Raw genomic sequence first — 23570 nt, 5'->3', positions numbered from 1 at the left:
CAGTCCCGTTCAGGCCAAGCCGCTCGACGCCGATGGTGGCAATGTGCCCCGCAACGGGCGGCATCCTGGCGGCGCCGGAGGGAGTCCGATGGAAGGCTTCGAGGAGATCGTCCGCGAGTTCCTCGTCGAGAGCTACGAAAACCTCGACCAACTCGACCGTGATCTCGTCGCCCTGGAACAAGAACCCGGATCGCGTGACCTCCTGCAGAGCATCTTCCGCACCATCCACACCATCAAAGGCACCAGCGGCTTCCTCGCGTTCAACAAGCTCGAAGCCCTGACCCACGCGGGGGAGGGGCTGCTCGCCAAGCTTCGCGACGGGGGACTCGAGTTCACTCGGGAGCGTGCCGACGGGCTCCTCGAACTTGTCGACGCCGTTCGGACCATCCTCGCCGCGATCGAGACCACCGGGACCGAGGGCGACGGCGACTACACGGCGTTGACCGCCAAGCTCTCCGCGTTGCAGGAACTGCCGGCCGAGGACGCCGCCGGCAAAACCCAGTCCGCCGCGCACCCTGCCCACGCGGCGGATTCGGTCATCACCGACAGCCCTGCCGATCCGGGGCGCAGCGAAGCCGCCGCGGCTGCGCCAGCCGGGGCCGAGACACCGACGCCCGCTGCCACTCCGCCGGCTGACGTTCCGGCGCCAGCCGGGGCCGGCAACCCCGACCAGCCGCCGGAAGCCACGCCGGCCAAGGCTCGCGGTCGGCGTCCGCCGAAATTGCCTGCGGTCAAGCCGGAGGAGCCGCGGGTTCCCCTCCTGGGTGAGGTCCTCAAGGAGCAGGCCGCCGTCGACGACGCCGACCTGGCCGTCGCTCGCCTCGAACAGGAGCTCGGCGATACCCGGCCGATCGGCGAAATCCTCGTCGAACATGGTCAGGTGACCAGCGAGCAGGTCCGCGCGGCGCTCGCCGCGCAAGCGGAGGCCAAGGCAAGCACGACCCCGCACACCGTCGCCGAAACGTCCCTTCGGGTTGACGTCACCCTGCTCGACACCCTGATGCGGCTCGTTGGCGAGCTTGTCCTCACCCGCAACCAGATCGTCGCGACCGCGGCCACCCAGTCGGACTCGGTCATTGCCCGGGCCGCCCAGCGGCTGAACCTGCTTGTCACCGAGCTGCAAGAGGGCGTCATGAAGACCCGGATGCAGCCAATCGACACGGTGTTCAGCAAGCTGCCGCGGGTCGTCCGGGATCTGGGCCTCGCGTGCGGCAAGCAGGTCCGGCTGGAGATCGAGGGTCGAGACACCGAACTCGACAAGACCATCCTGGAGGCGATCAAGGATCCGCTGGTTCACGCCGTCCGGAACGCCATCGACCACGGCATCGAAGCACCCGAGGTGCGGCGGGAACGGGGCAAGCCGACTGAGGGCCGGCTCGTGCTCCGCGCCTACCACGAAGGCGGCCAGGTCAACATCGAAATCACCGACGACGGCGCCGGCATCGACCCGCAGCGGGTGGCCGAGCGCGCGATTCAGGCCGGCTTCGACGCCGAGCACGTCCGCCGGATGAGCCAGCGGGAGCTGATCAACCTCATTTTTGTGCCCGGGTTGAGCACTGCCGAGACGGTCACGAACGTCTCCGGCCGCGGCGTCGGCATGGACGTCGTCCGGGCGAACGTCGAGCGGATCGGCGGGACCGTCGACGTCACCAGCGAACTCGGGGTCGGCACAACTTTGCGGATCAAAATCCCCCTCACGCTGGCGATCATTCCGGCGCTCACCGTCGAATGCCGGGGGGAGCGGTACGCGATCCCGCAGGTCAACCTGGACGAGCTGGTCAGCCTGGAAGGCGACCAGGCCAGTCGGGGGGTGGAATTCCTCTCCGACGCCCCGGTCTTCCGTCTGCGGGGCAATCTCATTCCGCTGGTGTGGCTCGACCACATCCTGGGGCTTGGCCGGCCGCCGCGGCCCGGGGACCCGCTTCCGGAGATCGTGTCCATCGTGGTGCTTCAGGCGGAGGGACGACGCTTCGGGCTCGTCGTGGACCGCATCCTCAACACCGAGGAGATCGTCGTCAAACCGCTCTCCCGCAAGCTGAAGGAGATCGGCGCCTACGCCGGAGCCACGATCATGGGTGATGGGCGGGTGTGCCTCATCCTCGACGTGCGGGCGCTGGCCCGCCGGGCGCACGTCGTCCAGGACGCCGATCACCATGCCGCCACGGAAAGCGCGGACGACGCCGCCCATCGGGTCGGCGGTCCGGAGGCACTGCTCGTCGTCGCCGTCGGTCACCGCCGGATCGGCATTCCGCTGTCCATGGTGACCCGGCTGGAGGAGATCGACGCCGCTCAGATCGAACACGTCGGCCGGCGGCCCGTCGTCCAGTACCGCGGCCACTACCTGCCGCTGGCGCGGCTTTCGGACCTGCTCGGCGAACCCGCGAGTGACGGCGAGCGGCTCACGGTCGTCGTGTACACCCAGGGTCGCCGCAGCGTCGGGCTTGTCGTGGACACGGTCATCGACATCGGTGCGGAAACGCCGGGATCGCGCGGTGATCTCACTGCTCCGGGCGTCACCGGTGTGGTCGTGGTCGACGGCCGTGTCACCGAGCTGCTGGACATGGAAGAAGCAATTCGCGCCGCCGACCCGCAGTTCTTCGAGGCGGTGGCGGCCAGCGACGCCGCGGACGTGTCCGCGTACGACGACTACGACACGGCGCTGGCCGGGGCGGGCGAAGGCGCCGCGGGAGGTGACCGATGAGCGTCACGCAATTCACCACCTTTTACCTCGACGCCTTCTGGCTCGGCGTCGAGGTGCACCGGGTGCAAGAGGTCATCCGGCATCAGGAGATGACGCCGGTCCCCCTCGCCCCCCACGGCACGGCAGGGCTCATCAACCTCCGCGGGGAAGTGGTCACCGCGATCGACGTCCGGACCCGGTTTGGTCTCCCGCCGCTGCCGGAAGACGCGACGCCCATGAACGTCGTGGTCCGCGTCGACGACGAACCGATCAGCCTCCTGGTCGACGCGATCGGTGACGTGGAGAACGTCCGGTCGGAGCAGTTCGAGATGCCGCCGGAGACACTCACCGGCGCGGGACGCGCCTTCATCCGCGGCGCATACAAGATGGACGGCCGGCTGCTCCTCGCCCTGGACGTCGACCGGGTCGTCGCTGCGTGACAGCGGCGACCCCTCGGCGCACGGCTGTTCAGCGTCGCATCAGCCGGTCGGCCGCCGCTGGCGCACCGAGCCGAGAACCCAAGCGCCGGATGCAGGGTGTCCGATCGGCCAGTACAGTTTCGGCCGGTCGGGTCTTGGGAATCCGGTCTGCGCCGTGGGACGATGCCCTCGAGCCCGGCCGGAGGACCCGTGTACTCACTCGTCAACGCACCCACCGTCGGATACGACCTTGCCCGGATGCCGACCGGTGCCGCGGTCGCGACCGTCTTGCTCGAAGCGCTGGCTGTTCAACCGGACAGCGGTCCGGTCCGCGACCTCGCCTGCTTTGAAGCCGTCGCCGACGCTGCCGATGATCCGCGTCGGGCCGCCGCATGGCTCGCGGTCTCGGCGTTGGACCCGCCGGTTCGGGTTGATCAAGCGCTCGCCGATGTCGCCGGCGTCATCGAGGACGCTCTCCGCCGCCTCGCCGGGCGGTATCAGACCGGCGTTCCGCGTCCGAGCCTCGGCACCGCCGCGGCGAGCCTCGCGCGGTCCTACTTCGGCGATCTCGACGACTTCCTCGCCCTACTGCGGCTCGACATTCTCGCCGAGGCGCCGGTGCACGTCGTGACGCTCGCCTCCGACGCGCTTGCCGCTGCGTACGCCGGACGCCGGCTGGCCGACGACGTCCGTCATTTCCTGTCCCGACCCTGGATCACCGCAGCCCGCGGCCTGCCGCCGATCCCCGCGGACCTGGGACCGTTCGCGGACGTCGTCCGCGGCATGCTCGACCGGATCGCCGCATTGTCACCCATCGAAGCCGAAGCGCTCATCGCAGCGACACACGCCGTTGAGGGCGACTGGGCCATGCGGATGCACGACGCCGCGTGGGCGACGTACCTGTCGGGCCGGCTCCGGGCCGCTGCTGCCGCGCAATTTCAGGCGGTTCGCGCCCTGCGGATCGCCGGCGTGACCGCCGATCAGGCGGCGCGTGGCGTGTGGAACGCGGTCAGCGGATGTCTGCAGGCCGTCGATGTTCACGATCTGTTGGACGACGTCACCTACGGTCTGCTCGTCGCCCCGTGGGAGGCGGTCCTCGGCATGCTCTGAGGTGCACCGGCGTGGCGCGTGAGCCGGTGCACCTCGCTTGGTGGTTCCGCAGTGCGGCGTTCGTGACCCCACTGCGGCGGTTGTGACCCCGGTGCGCCCGCGCTGGGCGACGACCGTCGTGTACCCGGCGTCGCGGCTACGCCGGGCGATGGCTGTTGATACCCGACGCCTGTCGCATACCCGGTTCGGCGGGCTGGAGTTCGTGACCACTTTCCGGCTCAGGGTTCGTGAAGCCGTGCCGATGTCCCATCTGACGGGCTGGGTGGGAGGTCGGTGTGATCGGTGTCCTGATCGTCGATGATTCCGTGGTGATCCGGCGGATGCTCGCCGCCGTGCTGGACGAGGACCCCGAGCTGGAGGTGGTCGGCACGGCGGCCAACGGGCGGATCGCGCTCGACAAGCTGCCGCAGCTGCGGCCGGACGCCGTGGTGTTGGACGTCGAAATGCCGGTTCTGGATGGGCTCGCCACCCTGCGTGAACTGCGACGCACCCACCCGCGCCTCCCGGTGATCATGTTCAGCACGGTGACGGAACGCGGAGCGCAGGCCACCCTCGACGCCCTGGCCGCCGGGGCGAGCGACTACGTGACCAAGCCGTCGAAGGTCTCCAGCGTCGCGGCGTCGATTGCCCGGGTGCGCGACGATCTCATCCCGAAGATCAAAGCGCTGGTTGCCGCCCGGCGCGGCGAAGCCCGGCCGACGTCCGCGGACGTGCGGCTTGCGCCGGCGCCCCCGGCGGCCCCCGGGATGGTCGAAGCCCTGGCGATCGGCTGCTCGACCGGCGGGCCGGATGCGCTCGCCTCGGTCGTCGCCCACCTGCCTGCCGACCTCGGCGTCCCGGTCTTCGTCGTCCAGCACATGCCGCCGCTCTTCACCAAGCTCTTCGCCGAGCGTCTGGACCGCAATTGCCCGATGCAGGTTCGTGAGGCGGTGGACGGCGAACCCGCGGTCGCGGGTCGGATTTACGTCGCCCCGGGCGACACCCACTTGGTCGTGCGCCGGCGGGCCGGACAGGTCGTCGTCCACCTCACCAAGGAACCCCCGGAGAACTACTGCCGTCCCTCGGTGGACGTGCTGTTCCGCTCGGTCGCTTCCGTGTACGGTGCACGGGCGCTTGCCTGCGTCCTCACCGGGATGGGCCGCGACGGCCTGAAGGGCGCCGAGCGCATCCACGCCGCCGGCGGGCAGATCATTGTGCAGGACGAGGCGACATCCGTGGTGTGGGGCATGCCGGGGGCAATCGCCGCCGCCGGCCTCGCGAGCGCGGTCCTGCCGCTGCCGCAGATCGCCGACGCCCTTCGCCGGGCCATCGGCCGCCGTCCCCGGGTGGGGTCGCTGCGTCCCGCGTCACCGCCGGTCGCTGACGTGGCCGTTGCGCCGGCACCGGCGGCCCGGGCGCTTCCGCCGTACGTACCAGCCGTGACCATCTTCGGGGGCCTGTCGTGACGATCAACGGCTGGGCGTTCACCTACGTGGCGGATCTCGTCAAACAGATGACAGCGATCAACCTAGGTCCGGGGAAGGAGTACTTGGTCGAGAACCGGTTGGCCCCGCTGGCCCGTGAGGCGGGTTTCCGGGACGTGGCCGCGCTCATCGGCCGGGTGCAGGCAAGCGGCGACGAGCGGTTGCGTCGTCAGATCGTCGAAGCGTTGACGACCAACGAGACGTCGTTCTTCCGCGACCGAGAGCCGTTCACCGTGCTCCGCCAAGTGGTCATCCCGGATTTGTGCCGTCGCCGCGCCGGCACCCGCCGCATCACGATCTGGTCGGCTGGTTGTTCGTCCGGGCAGGAGCCGTACAGCATCGCGATGACCGTCATCGATCACCCGTTGATCACCTCGGAGTGGAGCGTGGAGATCCTCGCGACCGATGTGAGCGAGGAGATGCTGGCCAAGGCGAAATCCGGCCGGTACAGCCAGCTCGAGGTCAACCGCGGTCTGCCGGCGCCGCTGCTGGTCCGGCACTTTGAGCGGTGCGAGACCGACTGGCGGGTCGTCGCACCCGTCCGGAATCTGGTGCGGTTCCAGAAACTCAACCTGGCTGAAGACTTCAACCTGCCGTTCGTCGACGTCGTCTTCCTCCGCAACGTGCTCATCTACTTCGACACCCCCACGAAGATCGATGTGCTGCGTCGGGTGCGCGAGGTGTTGCGGCCCGATGGCTACCTCTTCCTCGGGGGGTCGGAGACCACCTTGGGCTTGGACGACGCGTTCGACCGGCTGGTCGCCGGCGCCGGAACCTTCTACCGGCCGCGGGGCGCCGGGATGCCGGAGGTTGCCGGTGACGAGCCCCCGGTGGGTGGCGGGGCCGGGCCGCGGTTCGGAACCGCCGCGCCGATGGCTGCCCGCGGCTCCGCCGTCCAAGCCTCAATAAATCCGCTGGGACGCCGATGATTACGCGTGCCGAGACCGTGTCGCGGGTCGCCAGGGTGGCGATCGGCTGGACAGGACGCGCTCGATGGCGGACGGCGATCGAATCTGCGCACTGGGCCGGCTGGGAAGAAGGTGCATCTCCTTGCTTGCGATGGTGATCGACGACTCGAGTGCGATGCGGCTGATCCTCGGTCGCATCATGCGCGGCCTCGGCTTCGACGTCGTCGAGGCACCGAACGGAGCGGAGGCCATCGCCCGACTGGAGAGCGGCACCCTGCCCGACATTGCCTTGATCGACTGGAACATGCCGGTGATGGACGGCCTTGCCTTCGTCAACGCGGTACGCAAGCGGGAGGAGTGGCGCAACATCACCCTGATGATGGTGACGACGGAGAGTGAGCAGTCGCAGATCGTCCGAGCTCTCGCGGCTGGGGCTCACGAGTACGTCATCAAACCGTTCACGCCGGATGCCATCGCCGACAAGCTCGCGCTGCTCGGCGTCCTCGCCTAGGGGGAGCGATGGAAGCTCAGACGATGACCTACGTGCCCAGCGCCGACGACCTTGAAGTGATCACCCGCGAGGTGTGGATGTCCTTCCTGGACGGCGATCCCGCTGGACTGGTCGCCGGCGGCCACGTCCCGGACGACGACCGGGTGACCGGGTGCGTGCAGTTGTCCGGCGCGTACGTCGGCGCGATCATGCTGGAGTTGTCGTCGGCGGCGGCCCAGGCGGCCGCGGCCGCCCTCTTCACGATGCCGCTGACCCAGGTGACTCCGGTCGAGGTTGCGGACGCCATCGGTGAGATCACCAACATGGTCGGCGGGAACGTGAAGAGCATGCTGCCGGGGCCCTCGACTCTCTCGCTGCCGGCCGTGGTGTACGGCGCGCTTACCCTGCCCGGTACGGAGATGCTGCGCCGAGCCGAACTGGCGTGGCGCGGGCAGCCGCTCGCGGTGAGTCTGTGGCGGCGGGCGGCGTGACCGTCGCCCTCCCCGTCGCCTTGGGCGGCCCATGGCCGACGGCGTTCCGGGTGGAGACGTCTGGGTCGAAGGAGTGACGTGCGCATCCTCGTGGTGGACGACAGTCGGGCGATGCGGCGCATCATCGAGCGCATGCTCGTTCTGGCCGGCTACGACCACCACGACATCGTCCATGCTGCGGACGCGGTGGAAGCGACCCGGCTGATGGCGGAGCAGCCGCCGGATCTGATCCTCTGCGACTGGAACATGCCGGGCACCAACGGGTTGGAATTTCTCACGGCGATCCGCCGGGCCGGCTGGACCACGCCGTTCGGGTTCATTACGTCCGAGGCATCCCCGGCAATGCGCGAACAGGCCTTGGCCGCGGGGGCGCTTTTCCTCATTGCCAAGCCCTTCACACCCGAGGAGTTTCACGCGGCGCTCGATCCGGTGCTGGCGTAGCGCAATCGGCATGAGTCGGCGCCGCAGTCGCGCATTCGCGCCGTTACGCATGACGTACGCGCGGCCGTATCGTGTCTTTACGCATCGAGCGCGCCGTGTGGTCTCGCACCTTTACGCATCACGCAGGGTGTGCGGTTTCGCAAATCCGACTCAGCGGCGCGGTCTCGCGGACCCGGCTCAAATTCGGGTGAGGACCTCGTCGAACGGAAGGCGGGGAACGATGAAGTCGGTGAGCCCAGCGATCAGACCGCAGCCGACGCACCGGGCCGCGACGGCGATCCATGTCACGTGGTCGTCGTCCAGGTGAAGTCCGGTGGCGACTTCGGCGATTGATTGCGCGCAACCGGGGCACTGCCACATGTGCGGCGCGGTCCACCGCTCTTCGGAGTCGAGCACATGCCGGGTGGCGCCGCAGCTGAGACATCTGCGCCGTGCGACGGCCTGGACCGGGTCGGCCTCAACGTAAAACCAGGTGGCAGGCTCATCGTGGCTTGGGGCGTCGCAGGTTGCCGGAATCGTCCGGTGCACGGTCGGGCAGCCGGTCAGTTGCCGGAGCCACTGCTGGAGATCGTTAGTATCTTCGCCGATCTGATGTCCGGCTACGGTACGGAGCGCCACGCAGATGTGGTCGGTCGAGGCGCGGAATTCCTTGAGCCCGGCGCTGGGTTCCGCCCGGCGCTGGGCTCGGTGGATTCGCGTAGCCGACCCGCGGTCGGCTACGCTGCCGCTGCAATGTCGAGCACGGGCATGCACGAGAGCGCGGACGACGCGGAGTACCGCGCGGCGGTCGCCGACATCCTCGGCGTTCTCGCCTACGGCGAGCTGATGGCGTTTGAACGGCTCGCCTACGACGCGCGGATGGCGCCGACCCTGGACGACAAGGCGGCACTCGGCCGGCTGGCGACCGCCGAGTTCGAGCACTTTGCGGCACTTGCCACCCGCCTCAGCGACCTGGGAATTCCGGCCAGTGCGGCGATCGAACCATTCGTCGAGCCGCTGGAGGAGTTCCACGCCCGGACCGCGCCGTCCGACTGGGCGGAGAGCTTGATCAAGGCGTATGTCGGGGACGGGCTGATGCGGGACTTCTACCGGGAGGTGACCCGGGTGCTCGATGCCGAGACCCGGGTGGTCGTGGAGAAGGCGCTTGCCGACACCGAGCACGTGACGTTCCTCGCCGAACGGCTGCGGCGAATCATGGCCGAGGACCCCCGGTGCGCAGGACGACTCGCCCTGTGGGCGCGGCGGATCGTCGGCGAGGCGCTCCTGCAGGCCCGGCTGGTGGCGACCCGGCGGGAGGCGTTGGTCCGGCTGCTGGCCGGCGGTCGCGGTGTGGACCTCTCCGCCGCATTCGATCGGATCATTCAGGCGCACGCCGGGCGGATGGCGGCCATCGGCCTCGCTGCGTAGGCCGGACCGGCCTCGCCCGGTGACTTGGATTACGCCGTGTACGGCTGCGTCACATCGCGGTCACATCGCGCCGAAGCCGACGCGACGCTCGACCGGCTCGCCGATTTCCACGTACGCCAGCTTGTCGGTCGGCACCAGGACGCGGCGTCCCTTTTCGTCGACGAGCCGGAGCAAACCACCGGTGCTGAGCGCTGAGGCCACTGCCGATTCGATCTCATCGGCGTTCTGGTTGCTCTCCAGAGTGAGCTCCCGGGCCACCGACTGGACACCGATCTTCACTTCCACGCCAAGCCTCCGCGCACGATCCGTCGCTGGATCACGTTACCGGTAGTCGTCCTCGTCGAGGACGACGACCCGCTCGTCGTCCGGGTCGACCGCATCGGCCTCCCAACGCTTGCGAGTGATCCGCGGTACGACGGGTGCCGCCTCTCCGGTTTCCTCGCTGTCGCGGGCGGCCTCGGTCTGCTGCTCAGCGGCGTCCGCCTCGGGAACCTCTGCGGGGACCGACGGGTCGGGGGGAAGCGGTCTGCCTGCCATTGGGCGCCTCCTCGACGTCGCTCGTCGCTTGGACCCGATCGTGGGATGGGCTGGATTCGCAGCCTACCTGCCGGCGGCGCGGCGCGAGTCTGGGCGTTGCCGATAGCACCCCGTTGCCGGCTACCTCCCGCTCCCGTGTTCCCGGTCAACCAACCGGCCCGAGGCGGTTCCGGCGCCAGATGAGCCGGTGTACCGGGATCCAGCGCGGGATGTCCCGCAACCCGGGGATGAACGGCACGAGGAGGAGCAACAACGTTCCGATGCCGGTGAGGTATACCGCCCAAATGTCGACATTGGGGGACGTGCTGAACGGATGGACGTGGTACCAGAGCGCGTAGAACCACAACCACGGTTGGCCGGGGTAGTTGCCGGTCTCATTCATCACCCCCCACTGATCGCCTGTTAGATGCATGGAGGCCGCAAGGTCCGCGTAGTAGTTCCCATCGGCGATGAAGAGCAGGGGTTTGGTGTAATCCGTCCCGTAGAACTGGTTCTGGGCGAGCAGTGCGGAGTCGAGGGCGCCGCTGCGCGCCATCGTCAACTCGCTCGCCATGAGCACCGGAACGGGACCGTCGTCCGCCGGAGGCACCACGGGTTGGCCGTTGGTGAAGGTCACCTTGGTGACCGCCTTGTCATACGCACTCGCCCATGCGTTCCGCTGTTCAGGTGAAGCGTGGTCGTAAACCGCCAGGGCGTGGGCCAGGGTTGCGTTCGTGGGGGCGAGTTTCTCCAGAGGGGAGAGCACAAAGACCTGTGCGGCGTCGATGGGGTGGGTGATGCCCGCAAGCTTTTGCCAGTTGAACGGCCCTACCTGTTGAACCGCGGCGTCGCCGTCGTTGTATGGCGGTCCATAGGAAGCGGCGAGGGCGCTGCCGTCGAGTTCACCCGCCGCAGTGGCGAGGAAGTCGGCCGGTGCGAGCTTCGCCCAATTCTGGACGGTAACGGGCGGGACGTCCGGCGAGGAGAGCACTCCGGCGAAGATGATCACCAAGGCCGTGGTGACGGCGGTAGCGATGGCGCCTTCCTTCAGGATGTCGTAACGGCGGGTCGGGCCGCGCCAGGGTGCCGCGTCGTCGGCACGCGCTGCACGCCGGGCTCTCCGGTCCTTCGGAGCGGCGGTTCGGTTCTCCGGCAGCGGCTTGCTCACTCCGCGGACCCGCACCAGTATCACGTGGAATCCAACCAGCGCCACCAAGATGAGGGGCATGAGGACGACGTGCCAGGTGAGCATCTGGCCGAAGTTCATGACGTTCCAGAACGCTCCGACCCCGACGGCGTTGAACGCGTCCTTGCCGTTGGTGGCGATCCACTGGGAGTCGAAGTTCTGCTGCGAGAGGTAGCCGGTGAAGCACTCCACGATCGAGGCGAGGAAGGCGACCACCCCGGTTATCCAGGTCAAGCTGCGCCGGCCGCGCCATGCCGCCATCCAGAACTTCCCCCAAAGGTGGATCACCATGAACGCCATGAAGAGCTCGACGCTCCACAGGTGCAGGCTGTTGAAGAAGTGACCGACGGGGTTGGTGTGCCACCAATCTGTGCCGCCCAAGGCGATGAGCGCACCCGAAAAGATCGCTAAACCGAGGGCGGCGAGAGTGGCGACCCCGAAGACGTACACCCAGGAGGCAACGTAGATCGGTTGCCGATCGGGGAGGAGCTTCTTCGGCGGCAGGGTGGCGAGCAGCCGCCGTCGAAGCCGCGCGGTCCACATGCGAGCGTCCTCACCTACGCCGGCTGAGTCGGTCGCCGCCGGCGGAGCGCCGGTTGCATCCCCGGTGATCGGTGAATCGTCGAGGGCTGTCTCGTCGCCGCTGCGTACGTCCTTGGGTGCAGGAAAAGGGAGCAGCAGTGCCAGCCCGAAAATCACGAGCATGGCGGCGATGACGACGAGGTTCGCCACCGATATTTCGATGAAGGACCAGTGCAGGTAGTGACCCGGCGTGTTGAGATCGATTCCCTTGAGATTTCCCACCATGCGCAACATCACCGCACCCTCCTGCTCTCCGGTTTCCGGCGGCCGCGTTCAGCCTGTCTCGCGCAGCGCTGTCCAGTTAGGGTCACATGTCCCGTCAGACAGGGCATTTCGACTCACCGGCGAGCCCGGGAGCCGGACCATAAAAGAGAGTCAGAAAGAAAAGATGCGGAGCCTCCATGGTGACGACCAACCCTGAGAGGATTGTGTAGTGCGCGGCGCCGTCTTCGACGCTTTCGCCGACCGGTACGACCGGTGGTATGACCGCGATCCGGGACGGGCGTGGTTCGCCGCCGAGGTCGAGGCCCTCCGACCCTTCGTCGAGCCGACTGTCCACCCTCGGCTTGAAGTGGGCAGCGGCTCCGGCCGCTTCACTGCCGCGCTGGATATCGACATTGGCATTGACCCGGCGTGGCAGCCACTCCAGCTGGCCCGGTGTCGCGGTGTTCGCGTGCTGCGCGGCGTGGCGGAACGGCTTCCCTTCCGCGGTCACGTGTTCGGCGTTGTGGTTTTCGTTGTGACGCTCTGCTTCGTTGACGATCTCGACCGGGTGTTTGCCGAAACACGGCGGGTGCTACGGCCGGGGGCGCCCATCGTCATCGGAGTGATCTTCGCAGAGGGCCCGCTGGGTCGGGCGTACCGCGCTGCCACGGAGCTGGGCAACCCTTTCTACGCCAAGGCCAGATTTCTCACCTGGCCGGACCTCCGCTCAGCGCTGAGTCGGGCAGGATTCGCCGTTGACGGCGTGCGCTCAATTCTCGCCACGCACCGACAGGGGGATTGGCGGCCCGTTGAGGTGCGGGATGGTCTGGCGAAGGAGGCGGCATTTGTCGCGCTCAGCGCCCGATGACACGTCGAGCAGGGGGACGCGGCGCATTCTTCCTCAAGCGCCAAGGCGTTTGAGCCGATCGGAGGGCAAGAGGCTCGACGACGCGGTGCAATGGTTGTCGAGCCGATGACCGCTGCCGGCGTGGGCCGGCACCCCCGGGAGCCGTCCGTGAGCGTCACCGACCACCGCGAGATCGTCGCAGCGCTACGCGAACTCCCCGGCGTCGCGGACGCCGAGGTGCAGCCTGACACGGCCGGTGACGGTCTCGGCGTCCTGCGCCTGGGTCTAGAACCCGGTGTCGACGAGGTTGAGGTCGCCAGCGCCGTCGGCCGCTTGCTCCGCGAGCGGTTCGGTCTGGGCGTGGACGCCGAACGGGTGCAGCTGGTCGAAGACATGGAGGCCGGCGACGAGGAGCCATCGGAGGCTCCGCAGCCGACCCAGGCCGCGGACGGGCGGTTCCGGCCCGCGATCCGCCGGATGCACATCGTGTCATCGGGCCTCTCGGTGGCCGCGGACGTCACGCTGGCCGTCGGCGACCGTACGGTGGTCGGCCATGCGGACGGCACCGCCACCCGCAGCGGCGTGCAACGCGCGGTCGCAACCGCCACCCTGCGGGCGGTGGAAGAACTCCTCGGCGGCCAGGCCCGGTTCGAACTCGATCTCGTCGAGGTCGCGCCGACCGGACGGGACCGGACGGTTCTCGTCGCGGTCACCATGCTCACCGGGAACGGCAGCGAACGATTGACCGGAGCGGCCGCGATCCGCGAGGACGTCCGGCAGGCGGCGATCCGCGCCACGCTGGACGCCCTCAACCGTCGGGTCGAACACCTGCTCGCGGGCTGAGCCCGCCTCGGCAGCCGTCTTGACTCCGGCCGTGCACGTGCTATGCCGGAAGGGTGGATGAGGTGCCCGGCCGGCACGCACGGGACGCTGACGGCAATCCCGGGTCTCCGGTAGCCGACGACCGCGGGGCAGGGATTCCCAACGCGGGCGGTGACTTCGCCGGCGGCTGGCTGGAGACCACCGGCGGGGTGCTCTTCGTCCGGCGGGCCGGGCCAGTCGATCGCGTTGCCGGCTCGGCCGAGTCCCCGCGTGCACCGCTGCTGTTCGTTCATGGTCTCGGCGGCGACTCCCTGGATTGGGCGGAGCTCGCCGGCGTACTCCGGGCACATGATCCGACCCAGGCTCTGATCGCTATAGACTTGCCGGGCTTCGGATTCTCGCTGCCGCCGGCCGACGGCGATTTCTCGCTGGACGCGCACGGACGGGCCATTGCCGGCTGCATCGAAGCGCTTGACTGCGGTCCGGTGCACCTCGTGGCAAATTCCATGGGCGGCTCGATCGCGACCCGCCTCGCTGCTCGACGTCCGGAGCTCTTCACCAGCCTCACGCTGATCTCGCCGGCGCTGCCGGATCCGCTGCCGCCGCGCGGCAGCTGGCAGCTGCTTCCCGCAGCGCTCCCCGCCATCGGACCGCGGCTGGTCAGTGCCGGGTTGCGCGTGGATCCGGAGTGGGTCGTCCACCACGCGATCCGGCTCTGCTTCGGGAATCCCAACCGGATCGATGACACCCGTCGCCGGCTGCTCTTCGACATCGTCCGGCGCCGGGCCGGCACCGCACACGGCGTCGACGCGTACTGCGCGTCGCTGCGCAGCCTGATCGCCAGCTACGGCCGGCGTCGGCTCTGGGCGGATGCGGCGGCCGTCGACGTACCAACTCTGCTCGTGTACGGCGGACGTGACCGGCTGGTGAGCCCGCGTTCGGCGTACCGGGCGCTGCGGGCGTTCCCCCACGCTCGGCTGGTTTTTCTCCCGGACGCCGGTCACGTGCCGCACCTGGAGGCTCCGGAGGTGGTGGCCGGGGCGCTCATGGCGTTTTTCCGCGGCGCACCGGTCGTGGCAGGCACCGGTAGGCCCGCCCCTCCGGCGGGAATGGTTGCGGCGCATGCGACCGTTGACGTAGGCGCAACGGGACCGACGCTGCGTGACGAACGAACCGTTTCGTGAGGAGAGAGCGAGAAGTGGCATACCCTCCGCTGGTTGAACCGGCCGACACCCTGACCGTCGACGAGGTGCGGCGTTACTCACGGCATTTGATCATTCCGGATGTCGGGATGGCCGGCCAGAAACGGCTGAAGAACGCCAAGGTGCTCGCAATCGGTGCCGGCGGCCTCGGCTCGCCCGTCCTCATGTATCTCGCGGCTGCCGGAGTGGGCACCCTCGGAGTGATCGACTTCGACACGGTTGATGAATCCAACCTGCAGCGGCAGGTCATTCACGGCCAGAGCGACATCGGCCGGTCCAAGGCGCAGTCCGCCCGCGACACGATCAAAGAGATCAACCCGTTCGTCACCGTCGTTCTGCACGAAGAACGGCTCGACAACGACAACGTCCTCGACATCTTCAGCCAATACGACTTGATCGTCGACGGCACGGACAACTTCGCCACCCGCTACTTGGTGAACGACGCGTGCGTCCTGCTCGGCAAGCCGTATGTCTGGGGGTCCATTTACCGGTTCGACGGCCAGGTATCCGTCTTCTGGGCGAATGCGCCGGGTGGCCAGGCGCCGTGCTACCGCTGCCTGTACCCCGAGCCGCCGCCGCCCGGCATGGTGCCGTCCTGCGCCGAGGGGGGCGTCCTCGGCGTGCTCTGCGCGACGGTGGGATCGATCCAAGCCACCGAGGCCATCAAGGTGCTCACGGGCATCGGCGAGCCGCTCGTCGGCCGGCTTCTCGTCTACGACGCGTTGGAGATGACGTTCCGCACGGTGAACGTCCGCAAAGACCCCGAGTGCCCGATCTGCGGGAAGAACCCGACCATCACCGAACTCATCGACTACGAGGAGTTCTGCGGTGTCGCCTCGGAGGAAGCACAGCTCGCGGCCGCCGGGTCGACGATTTCGCCGCTGGAACTCAAGGAGTGGATGGACCGCGGAGAGAACATTTTCCTGGTCGACGTCCGTGAGCCGGCTGAATTCGAGATTGTCTCGATCCCCGGAGCCACGCTCATTCCGAAGGGCGAATTCGTCATGGGGACCGCCTTGGAGAAACTCCCGCAGAACAAGCGGATTGTCTTGTACTGCAAGACGGGCGGCCGGTCCGCGGAAGCACTCGCCATCGTCAAGGCGGCCGGTTTTGCGGACGCCGTCCACGTCGGCGGCGGCGTGGTCGGCTGGGTGAAGCAGGTCGACCCCAGCCTGCCGTCGTACTGACCGGACGACGGCCCGGGACTGGAGGCCCGTCACCGAACCGCAGGGGGACCGCTAGCCCGGGCCTGGAGGCCCGTCACCGAACCGCAGGGGGACCGGGCGCAAAGGCCCGTCACCGAACCGCAGGGCGGCCGGCTGGGCACATTCGGCGGGGCTGTCGAATCTGTCGGCGGTCCGTGATGAGATGCCAGGCGTGGTCGCGACCGTGGCTGACACTCCGGGAGGTAACCGGCATCCCGGCCGAGCGGCGCCGGAGTGGGACGCCGAACAGCAGGCGGTTCTTGCGCACCGAGGCGGCCCGCTGCTCATCCTTGGCGGTCCGGGCACCGGCAAGACCACGCTGTTGATCGAAACGGTCGCCGATCGGGTCAGCCGCGGCGAGGTCGCGCTGGAGAACGTTCTTGTCCTGACCGGGCAGCGGCGGTCCGCAGCGGAGCTGCGTCGCCGCATCGCGCTCCGGCTCGGGCGAACCAGCCGCGAACCCCTGGCCCGCACCTTCCACTCCTACGCCTTCGGGGTGCTCTGCGCCGATGCGATCCAGCGTGGTGAACCACCGCCGCGGCTGCTGACCAGCGCCGAGCAAGACGTCATCATCCGGGAACTTCTCCGCGGCGACCTGGACCGCGGGGCAACGGGTTGGCCGGAGCGGCTGCGACCCGCGCTCCCGACCCGGGGATTTGCCCGTGAACTGCGGGAGTTTCTGCAGCAGGCGGTCCAGCGGGGCCTGACACCAGACGACGTGGCCCGGCTCGGCCGACAGGCCGGGCGGGATGACTGGGTGGCGATCGGCCGGTTCGCGCGGGAGTACAGCCAGGTCACCGCGCTTCGGGACGCCGCCGGGTACGACCCGGCCGAGCTCATCCTGGCCGCGACGGCGCTGTTGCAGGAGCACCCGCAGCTGCTGGAGAGCTGCCGGGTCCGGCACGCCCTCGTCGTCGTCGACGAGTACGAAGAGACGGACCCGGCCCAGCGGCGGTTGCTGCGGGCCATCACGAGTGGCGCGGCTTTGGTCATCGCTGCGGATCCCGACCAGTCGGTTTACGGCTTCCGTGGTGCGGATCCCCTCGGTGTGCGGGAGTTTCTCAGTGACTTCGCTGATCAGCGGCCGCGGGTCGTCGTGCTCGGCCGGGCATACCGCGGCGGTCCGGCGCTGCTGGCCGCGGTCCGGCGGTTGGCCGAGCGACTGCCGGTCGTCGTCCCTCCGGGTGTCAGTGCGGCCGCGTACCGCGGTCTTGCGGTGGGTGCGGAAGCCGGGGCCGTCCGGGCTCTCGCCGGGGCTGGCGCCGGGGTCGCCGGGGCTGGCGCCGCCGCGGCTGACGGCGACGGATCGGTCGACGTCCGGGCAGGCGCCGGGGCCGACGGGGACGGATCGGTCGACGTCCGCGCGTTCGCCACACCCGGCGCGCAGGCCGCCTACATCGCCTACCACCTCCGCCACGCCCACCTCGTCGAGGGTCTCGGCTGGACGGCGATGGCGGTCCTGGTCCGGTCGGCGGCGCAGATTCCGCCGCTGCGTCGGGCGCTCACCGCTGCGGGGGTACCGGTCCGGGTGCCGGAGCAGAGCAGCCCGATCGTGGACGTCCCGATCGTGCGCCACCTCCTCCTGGCGTTGCGGATCGCCGCCGGCCAGCCGCTGCTGGACGTCGAGCGTGCGCCGACGGCGGCGGCCTCCCTTGCCGAGGAGCTTGTCGCGGGTCCGATCGGCCGGGCGGATCCCCTCCAGTTGCGGCGGCTGCGGATCGCCCTGCGGCGGCTGGATCGGGCCGCCGGCGGCGAACGCTCATCGGCCGTCGTCCTGGCCCAGGTGCTCAACGACCCGCGTGACCTCGAGGTGATCGACGAACAGGCTGCCGCGCCGGCGCTGCGGGTCGCGCGAGCGATCGAGGCAGGACGCCGTGCCGTCACCGAGCCGGCCGCGACGGCAGAGACCGTGCTCTGGGAGATCTGGAACGCAACTGGGCTGGCGACTGAGCTCTACGCCCAGGCGCTTTCCGGAGGTGCGGTCGGCGCCGCAGCCGACCGGGACCTTGATGCGGTGATGGCGTTGTTCGCTGCCGCCAGCCGGTACGTCGACCGCCTGCCGCGGGCCGGCGCCGCCCTCTTCGCCGACTATCTGCTCGGGCAGGAGATTCCCACCGACACGCTCGCGGCCCGCGCCCCGGAGCCGGACGGCGTCGATCTGCTCACCGCGCATGCGGCGAAGAGCCGGGAGTGGGACGTTGTGGTGCTGGCCGGCGTCCAAGAAGGCGTCTGGCCGGACCTGCGACGCCGCGGATCCCTTCTCGGCCTGCGGGACTTCCTCGACGTCCTCGACGGCCGGATCGCCGACGCGGCCGACCGTGGGCCCGGCGGGTCGATCCGCACCCTCGAGGAGCGGTCCGCCGCCCTCGCTGAGGAACGGCGGCTCTGCTACCTGGCGGCCAGCCGCGCTCGCCGGAAACTCATCGTGACGGCGGTCTCCGGCGACCAGGAAATTCCGTCTCGGTTCCTCGACGACATCGACCCGCTGGACGCTGACGAGCGGCCGCTCACTCGGCCGCCCCGCGGTCTGGACCTGCCGTCGCTGCTCGGCGATCTCCGCCGGGCGGCCGAGACAGCGGACGATGCCGTCGCCCGCCGGGCGGCCGGACATCTCGCGCAGCTCGCAGCCGCCGGGATACCCGGCGCCGCCCCCGACGGCTGGTACGGCCTGCCGGCACCGTCCACGGATCAGCCGTTGCGTCGGGACGACGAGCCGGTGCCGGTTTCGCCGTCCCGGCTTGAACTTTTCACCCGCTGCCCGTTGCGTTGGTTGCTGGAGTCATGCGGCGGGCGGGGACGGTCGTCGGCGAGCCAAGTCGTCGGCACGGCGGTGCACCGCGCTGCCGCCACGTTCTCGGTTGACGTTGCGCAGCTTCGCGAACGCCTCGACGCCGCCCTCGCCGACACGGATCTCGGTACCGGCTGGTTCGCCGCCGCGCAACGCGACCGGGCGGCTGCGATGGTCGAGCGGCTCGCTGCCTGGATGGCGCGCAATCCGCGGCGTCTGCTTGCGGTGGAGCGCGATTTCCAGGTCACGGTCGGTCGGGCGCTGCTCACCGGCCGGGTGGACCGGCTTGAGCAGGACGACGACGGCCGGCTGTACGTCGTCGATCTGAAGACCGGTCGGCGTGCGGTGCGGAAGGCCGACCTTGCCGAGCATCCTCAGCTCGGGGCCTACCAAGTGGCGGTCGTCGAAGGTGCGTTCGACGAGGGACGGACGCCCGCCGGGGCTGCGCTGCTGTTCCTCGATGAGGATCGTCCAGAACCGGTCGAGTGGGGCCAGGCGCCGCTCGAGGCAGCGGGCGGCAGTTGGGCACACGAAATGATCATGAAGTGTGCGGAAGGGATGGCCGCTGCGGTCTTCGATGCGGTCGCGAACGACGGGTGCCGGTTCTGTCCGGTCCGGATCTGCTGTCCGCTCTGGGTCGAAGGGGCGGCGGTGACGGGATGACGGCGAAAGCTGATCAACACCCGTACGGCCCCGCCGGTCGGGTGGTCGAAGGGGCGGCGGTGACTGGATGACCGGTGACCCGATGATGGCGGTGACTGGATGACGGGTGCGACGTCCGCCGGATCGGGAGCCGGCGCCCGCCCACGTTTCCGTGCGGCGGACCTCGCCGGTCTCCTCGGACTGCCGCCGCCGACCGACGAACAGGCGGCAGTGATCGAATCTGCGGCGCCGCTCTCGGTCGTGCTCGCCGGTGCCGGGTCCGGGAAAACCGAGACGATGGCCGGTCGGGTGGTCTACTTGGTCGCCAACGGGATAGTCCGGCCCGAGCAGGTGCTCGGCCTCACCTTCACCCGGCGTGCGGCGACCGAGCTGGCCGGGCGAATCCGCCGGCGGTTGACGCAACTCGCCCGCCGTCGGGTGATCGATCCGGAGGTGCTCGCGGTTGGGGAGCCGACGGTCGTTACCTACGACGCGTACGCCGGGCGGATCGTCGCCGATCACGCCCTGCGGCTGGGCGTAGAGCCCGGTCTTCGGCTGATCGGACAGGCTGCGTCGTGGCAGTTCGCCCGCCGGGCGGTTGACGCCTATGACGGCCCGATGGACGCGGTCACGCTCTCGCCGACAACGGTGACCAATCGGGTCTTCATCCTCGCCGGCGAGCTGGCGCAGCACCGCGTCGACGTCGAGTCAGTCGCGGAATTCTGTGACCAGTTGGCCGCGAAGCTCTGCGCCCTGCCGTATCCGCGGGGCAGGAGCCGCACGATGGCTGAGGACGTTGAGCGGATTGTCGATCAGCTGAAGCTTCGCCGCCAGCTCCTGCCCATCGTCGTCGATTACCGGGCGCGCAAACGGGACGCCGAGGTGCTGGATTTCGCCGACCAGATGGCGCTGGCGGCCACTTTGGCCGAGCTGTTCCCCGAGGTTGGGGCCGCCGAACGGGCCGCCTTCCGCGCCGTCCTGCTCGACGAGTTCCAGGACACCAGCCACGCCCAGCTGGACTTCCTCCGGGCGCTGTTCCTGCCGAAGACCGCCCCGCCGGATGCCGAATCGCCAGCGGCGGCGCAGCCGTGGCTGACCGTCGTCGGGGATCCCGCGCAGGCGATTTACGGGTGGCGTGGCGCGAGCCACGGCACCTTCCGCGCGCTGATCGCCGAGGCGCCCTGTGCCGTCACGGTCTTTCCGCTGGCGACGAGCTTTCGGAACAGTCCCGAGATCCTCGCGGTTGCGAACCTGATCGCCGAGCCGCTGCGCGCTGGGCGCGACACCACCGCGGTTCCTGTGCTCCGGCCACGCGACGACGCTCCCGTCGGCGAGGCGCGGTGCGCGTGCTACCCGACGGTCGAGGACGAGGCCGCGGCCGTCGCCGAGTACGTCGCCAGGGTGCTTCGGGAGGACGAAGCCGCCCGGCAGGCCGGGGAGCCGGGCCGGAGCATCGCGATCCTGCTGCGCAAGTGGCGGCAGCTGCTGCCGCTCGAACCGGCGCTGCGTGCCCGGGGGGTGCCGATCCGCATCCTCGGTGTCGGCGGGCTGCTCGACCAACCGGAGATCGAAGACGTGGTCGCCACCCTGCAGGTGCTCGTCGATCCCGACCGGGGTGATGCGCTGATGCGTCTGCTGACCGGCGCCCGGTGGCGGATCGGCGCCGCCGACCTGGCGGCCTTGCATCGGTGGGCGAGACGCTGTGCGGCCGCCGACGACCGTGCCGCCACGGAGTCGCAGACGTTGCACGGTCCCGACGACCGTGCCGCCACGGAGTCGCAGACGTCGCACGGTCCCGACGACGCAGGAGCGCCACTCGGCGGTGACGCAGCGGATTCGCTCAGCCTGGTGGACGCTCTCGATCGGTTGCGTACCGAGCGATGGGTCACGCAGTCCGGCTGGTTCTCGGTCGAAGGCGGACGTCGGCTCGCCCGGCTCGCCGACGAGCTGCACCACCTCCGGTCGCGATTGTCGCAGCCGCTGCCGGACCTGGTCGCCGAAGTGATTGCCACGATCGGCGTCGATGTCGAGGTGCTGGCGCGCGGCGAGCAGCCCGGCCGGTCGAATCTGGACGCCTTCCTTGAGGTTGCGGCCGACTATGCCGACGCCGCAGAGAATCCCACTCTCGGCGGGTTCCTCGACTACCTCGAGGCGGCTGGGTACGCGGAGCGGGGGCTGGACCGTCCGGAGGACGACGCTGCCGTCGCCTTTGACGCGGCCGCCGGGGAGCGCCGGCCCGGCGTGGTCGACGTCCTCACCGTGCATGCCGCCAAGGGGCTCGAATGGGACGTCGTCTGCGTGCCCGGCATGGTGGACGGTGTCTTCCCAACCGGGGTGCGGAACACGACAGGCTGGTTGACCAGCGCGCACCTGCTGCCGTGGCCGCTTCGCGGCGACCGCGATGCGCTGCCGAGCATCGACATGACGACGGCGGACGACCAGAGCGCGGTCGTCGCTCTCCTCAAAGATTTCGCCGAGGCGGTCAAGTGCCACGCCCTTGCCGAGGAACGGCGGCTGGCGTACGTCGCCGTCACCCGGGCGCGGCGGTGGCTCTTCTGCACGGGTTACCGGTGGGATGACACGACCAGAGCACATGCCGATAGCGCGTTCCTCACCGGCGACGTGCTCGGCGCCATGCGCGTGGAGTGCTGGACACCCGTCCCGGATGACGGGACGGCGAATCCCCGGCTCGTCGACGGGCCGCGTCGAGTGGCCTGGCCGGTCGACCCCCTCGGCTCCCGGCGGCCTCAAGTCGAGCGGGCGGCGGCTCTCGTGCGGGACGCTGTTGCGGTCGCCGGAGAGCCGATGTCCGGCCGGGACGACGGATCGGCGGAGGCGCTGACCGGCGGCGAGGCGGAACCGCGCCCGCGCACGCCGATTCCAGCCACGCAGTGGGAGCAGGTCGATGGGTGGTCGCGGGATATCGCCGTCCTGCTTGCGGAACGGAGCCGTGCGACGGAGCAATCGGCCGTGGTGCTTCCCGAGCAGTTGTCAGTCACGCAACTGGTCGCACTCCGCGAGGATCCGTCTCGGTTCGCAGCGCGGCTGCGCCGGCCGCTCCCGAACAGACCGGTTCCCTCCGCCCGGCGCGGAACGGCCTTTCACCGCTGGCTTGAGCAACGGTTCGCGGCCCCACGCCTCCTCGACGTCGACGAGCTGCCGGGCGCGGCTGACTCTGATGCGGCTCCTGACGACGAACTGGAGGCGCTGAAAACGGCTTTTCTCGAATCCCACTGGGCGTCCCGGCATCCCGTCGACGTCGAGGTCCCGTTCCACCTCGTGGTCGATGGCCGGGTCATCCGTGGCCGGATGGACGCCGTGTTTGCCGACCCGGACGGTGGATTCACCATCGTGGACTGGAAAACGGGACGCCGTCCGCGCGGAGAGTACGCGGAGGCTGCGGCTGTCCAGCTTGGCGCGTACCGGCTTGCCTGGTCGGAGCTTTCCGGCGTCCCGCTCGAACGGGTCCGCGCCACGTTCTGCTACCTGCGGGACGGCGGCGATTATGCGCCGGCGGACCTGCTTGACCGGAGGGGCCTGATGGAGTTGCTGGCGGCGCGGACGCTGCCGTTGGCCGGCCGTCCCCGCTCCGGTTCACCGTTCAGCGCACGATGACGACCGGGCAGTGCGCGTGATGCGCGCAGTAGATGCTTGTCGATCCGATGACCCGCTTGAGAAGGCTGCCGTGGCCGCGGCACCCGACGACAAGGAGCCGAGCGGATTCGCTTGCCTTGACGAGAACGTCACCGGCTGCTCCTTGGCGGACGACGAGCCGCACCCGTTCGGATGGCAGGGTGAGCGTCGCCGCTGCTTTGCGCAGCACCTCGGCCGCGTCGGCTTCCGGGGTGAAGTCCTCGAACGGAATCGGCTCGCCGTACGCCGTCGGCCAGTGCCACGCGATGACAAGCGCGAGGTCGGCGCCGACGGTTTTCGCGTACTCTTCGGCCCACGCCAGTGCCTTGGCGCTGCACGCCGACCCGTCCACGCCGACGACGACGAGATTGCGCCGGGCCTCGGTCGCCGTCGGTTCCGGCTCCGTTTGGGTGACGTCGTGCGCGGTGTCGTCAACGCCCGTTGCGATGAGCTGCTCCACCATGCCTCAAGGATGCCCCCTGTCAGCGGGAACAATGGGCGGCTTCCCTCGGCTTCGTACGGACGTCGACCGGC

General features: G+C 69.5%; 20 protein-coding genes. 15 read left to right on the top strand and 5 right to left on the bottom strand.

Features of this window, described 5'->3' with window-relative positions; translation table 11 throughout:
- Positions 1 to 88: 88 nt before the first annotated feature.
- From ACEL_RS09265 to ACEL_RS09230, 8 genes are all read left to right on the top strand, one after another.
- The gene (locus ACEL_RS09265) at positions 89 to 2701 is read left to right on the top strand and encodes a chemotaxis protein CheA (RefSeq protein ID WP_011720628.1); all 2613 of its coding nucleotides are present in this window, start codon (positions 89 to 91) and stop codon (positions 2699 to 2701) included.
- A complete protein-coding gene (locus ACEL_RS09260) occupies positions 2698 to 3120 on the top strand; it encodes a chemotaxis protein CheW (protein WP_011720627.1) in 423 nt (140 codons plus the stop codon). The genes ACEL_RS09265 and ACEL_RS09260 overlap by 4 nt, the downstream gene beginning before the upstream one ends.
- A 189-nt stretch (positions 3121 to 3309) precedes the next feature.
- On the top strand, positions 3310 to 4209 hold the full coding sequence (locus ACEL_RS09255; protein ID WP_011720626.1) for a hypothetical protein: 900 nt from the start codon (positions 3310 to 3312) through the stop codon (positions 4207 to 4209).
- Between the two features lie 275 nt (positions 4210 to 4484).
- Complete coding sequence (locus ACEL_RS09250) at positions 4485 to 5654, top strand: protein-glutamate methylesterase/protein-glutamine glutaminase (protein ID WP_148204594.1); 1170 nt, start codon at positions 4485 to 4487, stop codon at positions 5652 to 5654.
- Positions 5651 to 6601, top strand: a complete 951-nt coding sequence (locus tag ACEL_RS09245) for a CheR family methyltransferase (protein ID WP_011720623.1) — start codon at positions 5651 to 5653, stop codon at positions 6599 to 6601. Before ACEL_RS09250 ends, ACEL_RS09245 begins: the two co-directional genes overlap by 4 nt.
- Positions 6602 to 6665: 64 nt before the next feature.
- Positions 6666 to 7091: a response regulator gene (locus tag ACEL_RS09240; RefSeq protein WP_011720622.1), complete on the top strand. Its 426-nt coding sequence runs from the start codon at positions 6666 to 6668 to the stop codon at positions 7089 to 7091.
- An 8-nt stretch (positions 7092 to 7099) separates the two neighbouring features.
- Positions 7100 to 7561 carry a chemotaxis protein CheX gene (locus ACEL_RS09235; protein WP_011720621.1) on the top strand — a complete coding sequence of 154 codons (462 nt, stop codon included), beginning with the start codon at positions 7100 to 7102 and terminating at the stop codon, positions 7559 to 7561.
- 78 nt (positions 7562 to 7639) lie between these two features.
- On the top strand, positions 7640 to 8002 hold the full coding sequence (locus tag ACEL_RS09230; RefSeq protein WP_011720620.1) for a response regulator: 363 nt from the start codon (positions 7640 to 7642) through the stop codon (positions 8000 to 8002).
- Positions 8003 to 8179: 177 nt separating this feature from the next.
- Here the strand turns inward: ACEL_RS09230 and ACEL_RS09225 are convergent, their stop codons facing one another.
- On the bottom strand, positions 8180 to 8620 hold the full coding sequence (locus ACEL_RS09225; RefSeq protein WP_148204593.1) for a hypothetical protein: 441 nt from the start codon (positions 8618 to 8620) through the stop codon (positions 8180 to 8182).
- A gap of 129 nt (positions 8621 to 8749) precedes the next feature.
- Here ACEL_RS09225 and ACEL_RS09220 point away from each other — a divergent pair, with 129 nt between their 5' ends.
- Positions 8750 to 9409 carry a ferritin-like fold-containing protein gene (locus ACEL_RS09220; protein ID WP_202943354.1) on the top strand — a complete coding sequence of 220 codons (660 nt, stop codon included), beginning with the start codon at positions 8750 to 8752 and terminating at the stop codon, positions 9407 to 9409.
- A gap of 60 nt (positions 9410 to 9469) precedes the next feature.
- Here ACEL_RS09220 and ACEL_RS09215 read toward each other — a convergent pair whose 3' ends face one another.
- The 3 genes from ACEL_RS09215 to ACEL_RS09205 all read right to left on the bottom strand — a co-directional run bounded on the left by ACEL_RS09215 (position 9470) and on the right by ACEL_RS09205 (position 11927).
- Positions 9470 to 9694 (bottom strand): DUF3107 domain-containing protein, encoded by a 225-nt coding sequence (locus ACEL_RS09215; RefSeq protein WP_011720618.1) that lies wholly within the window; start codon positions 9692 to 9694, stop codon positions 9470 to 9472.
- Between the two features lie 36 nt (positions 9695 to 9730).
- Positions 9731 to 9946: a hypothetical protein gene (locus ACEL_RS09210; RefSeq protein ID WP_011720617.1), complete on the bottom strand. Its 216-nt coding sequence runs from the start codon at positions 9944 to 9946 to the stop codon at positions 9731 to 9733.
- A 145-nt stretch (positions 9947 to 10091) separates the two neighbouring features.
- Positions 10092 to 11927 carry a cytochrome b N-terminal domain-containing protein gene (locus ACEL_RS09205; RefSeq protein WP_011720616.1) on the bottom strand — a complete coding sequence of 612 codons (1836 nt, stop codon included), beginning with the start codon at positions 11925 to 11927 and terminating at the stop codon, positions 10092 to 10094.
- Between the two features lie 199 nt (positions 11928 to 12126).
- Here ACEL_RS09205 and ACEL_RS09200 point away from each other — a divergent pair, with 199 nt between their 5' ends.
- From ACEL_RS09200 to ACEL_RS09175, 6 genes are all read left to right on the top strand, one after another.
- Positions 12127 to 12765: a methyltransferase domain-containing protein gene (locus ACEL_RS09200; protein WP_011720615.1), complete on the top strand. Its 639-nt coding sequence runs from the start codon at positions 12127 to 12129 to the stop codon at positions 12763 to 12765.
- A 147-nt stretch (positions 12766 to 12912) separates the two neighbouring features.
- Positions 12913 to 13587, top strand: coding sequence for a hypothetical protein (locus tag ACEL_RS09195; protein ID WP_011720614.1), 675 nt, complete (start codon positions 12913 to 12915; stop codon positions 13585 to 13587).
- Positions 13588 to 13649: 62 nt separating this feature from the next.
- Positions 13650 to 14750 (top strand): alpha/beta fold hydrolase, encoded by a 1101-nt coding sequence (locus ACEL_RS09190; RefSeq protein ID WP_011720613.1) that lies wholly within the window; start codon positions 13650 to 13652, stop codon positions 14748 to 14750.
- Positions 14751 to 14764: 14 nt separating this feature from the next.
- Complete coding sequence (gene moeZ, locus ACEL_RS09185; protein WP_011720612.1) at positions 14765 to 15955, top strand: adenylyltransferase/sulfurtransferase MoeZ; 1191 nt, start codon at positions 14765 to 14767, stop codon at positions 15953 to 15955.
- A gap of 190 nt (positions 15956 to 16145) precedes the next feature.
- Positions 16146 to 19424 carry an ATP-dependent helicase gene (locus ACEL_RS09180; protein ID WP_049751483.1) on the top strand — a complete coding sequence of 1093 codons (3279 nt, stop codon included), beginning with the start codon at positions 16146 to 16148 and terminating at the stop codon, positions 19422 to 19424.
- Positions 19425 to 19523: 99 nt separating this feature from the next.
- Complete coding sequence (locus tag ACEL_RS09175; protein ID WP_011720610.1) at positions 19524 to 23018, top strand: ATP-dependent helicase; 3495 nt, start codon at positions 19524 to 19526, stop codon at positions 23016 to 23018.
- Here the strand turns inward: ACEL_RS09175 and ACEL_RS09170 are convergent.
- On the bottom strand, positions 23005 to 23499 hold the full coding sequence (locus ACEL_RS09170; protein WP_011720609.1) for a universal stress protein: 495 nt from the start codon (positions 23497 to 23499) through the stop codon (positions 23005 to 23007). The two genes, ACEL_RS09175 and ACEL_RS09170, sit on opposite strands and share 14 nt — an antisense overlap.
- Between the last annotated feature and the right edge of the window lie 71 nt (positions 23500 to 23570).

Origin of the sequence: Acidothermus cellulolyticus 11B (assembly GCF_000015025.1) — a bacterium.
Taxonomy (GTDB): Bacteria; Actinomycetota; Actinomycetes; order Acidothermales; family Acidothermaceae; genus Acidothermus; species Acidothermus cellulolyticus.
This window is presented reverse-complemented; position numbering and strand designations above follow the sequence as displayed.

Coding starts and splice junctions, on each gene's coding strand:
- ACEL_RS09265 (WP_011720628.1), top strand. CDS start 89: ATGGAAGGCTTCGAGGAGATCGTCCGCGAGTTCCTCGTCGAGAGCTAC.
- ACEL_RS09260 (WP_011720627.1), top strand. CDS start 2,698: ATGAGCGTCACGCAATTCACCACCTTTTACCTCGACGCCTTCTGGCTC.
- ACEL_RS09240 (WP_011720622.1), top strand. CDS start 6,666: ATGGCGGACGGCGATCGAATCTGCGCACTGGGCCGGCTGGGAAGAAGG.
- ACEL_RS09235 (WP_011720621.1), top strand. CDS start 7,100: ATGGAAGCTCAGACGATGACCTACGTGCCCAGCGCCGACGACCTTGAA.
- ACEL_RS09220 (WP_202943354.1), top strand. CDS start 8,750: ATGCACGAGAGCGCGGACGACGCGGAGTACCGCGCGGCGGTCGCCGAC.
- ACEL_RS09210 (WP_011720617.1), bottom strand. CDS start 9,946: ATGGCAGGCAGACCGCTTCCCCCCGACCCGTCGGTCCCCGCAGAGGTT.
- ACEL_RS09205 (WP_011720616.1), bottom strand. CDS start 11,927: ATGTTGCGCATGGTGGGAAATCTCAAGGGAATCGATCTCAACACGCCG.
- ACEL_RS09175 (WP_011720610.1), top strand. CDS start 19,524: ATGACGGGTGCGACGTCCGCCGGATCGGGAGCCGGCGCCCGCCCACGT.
- ACEL_RS09170 (WP_011720609.1), bottom strand. CDS start 23,499: ATGGTGGAGCAGCTCATCGCAACGGGCGTTGACGACACCGCGCACGAC.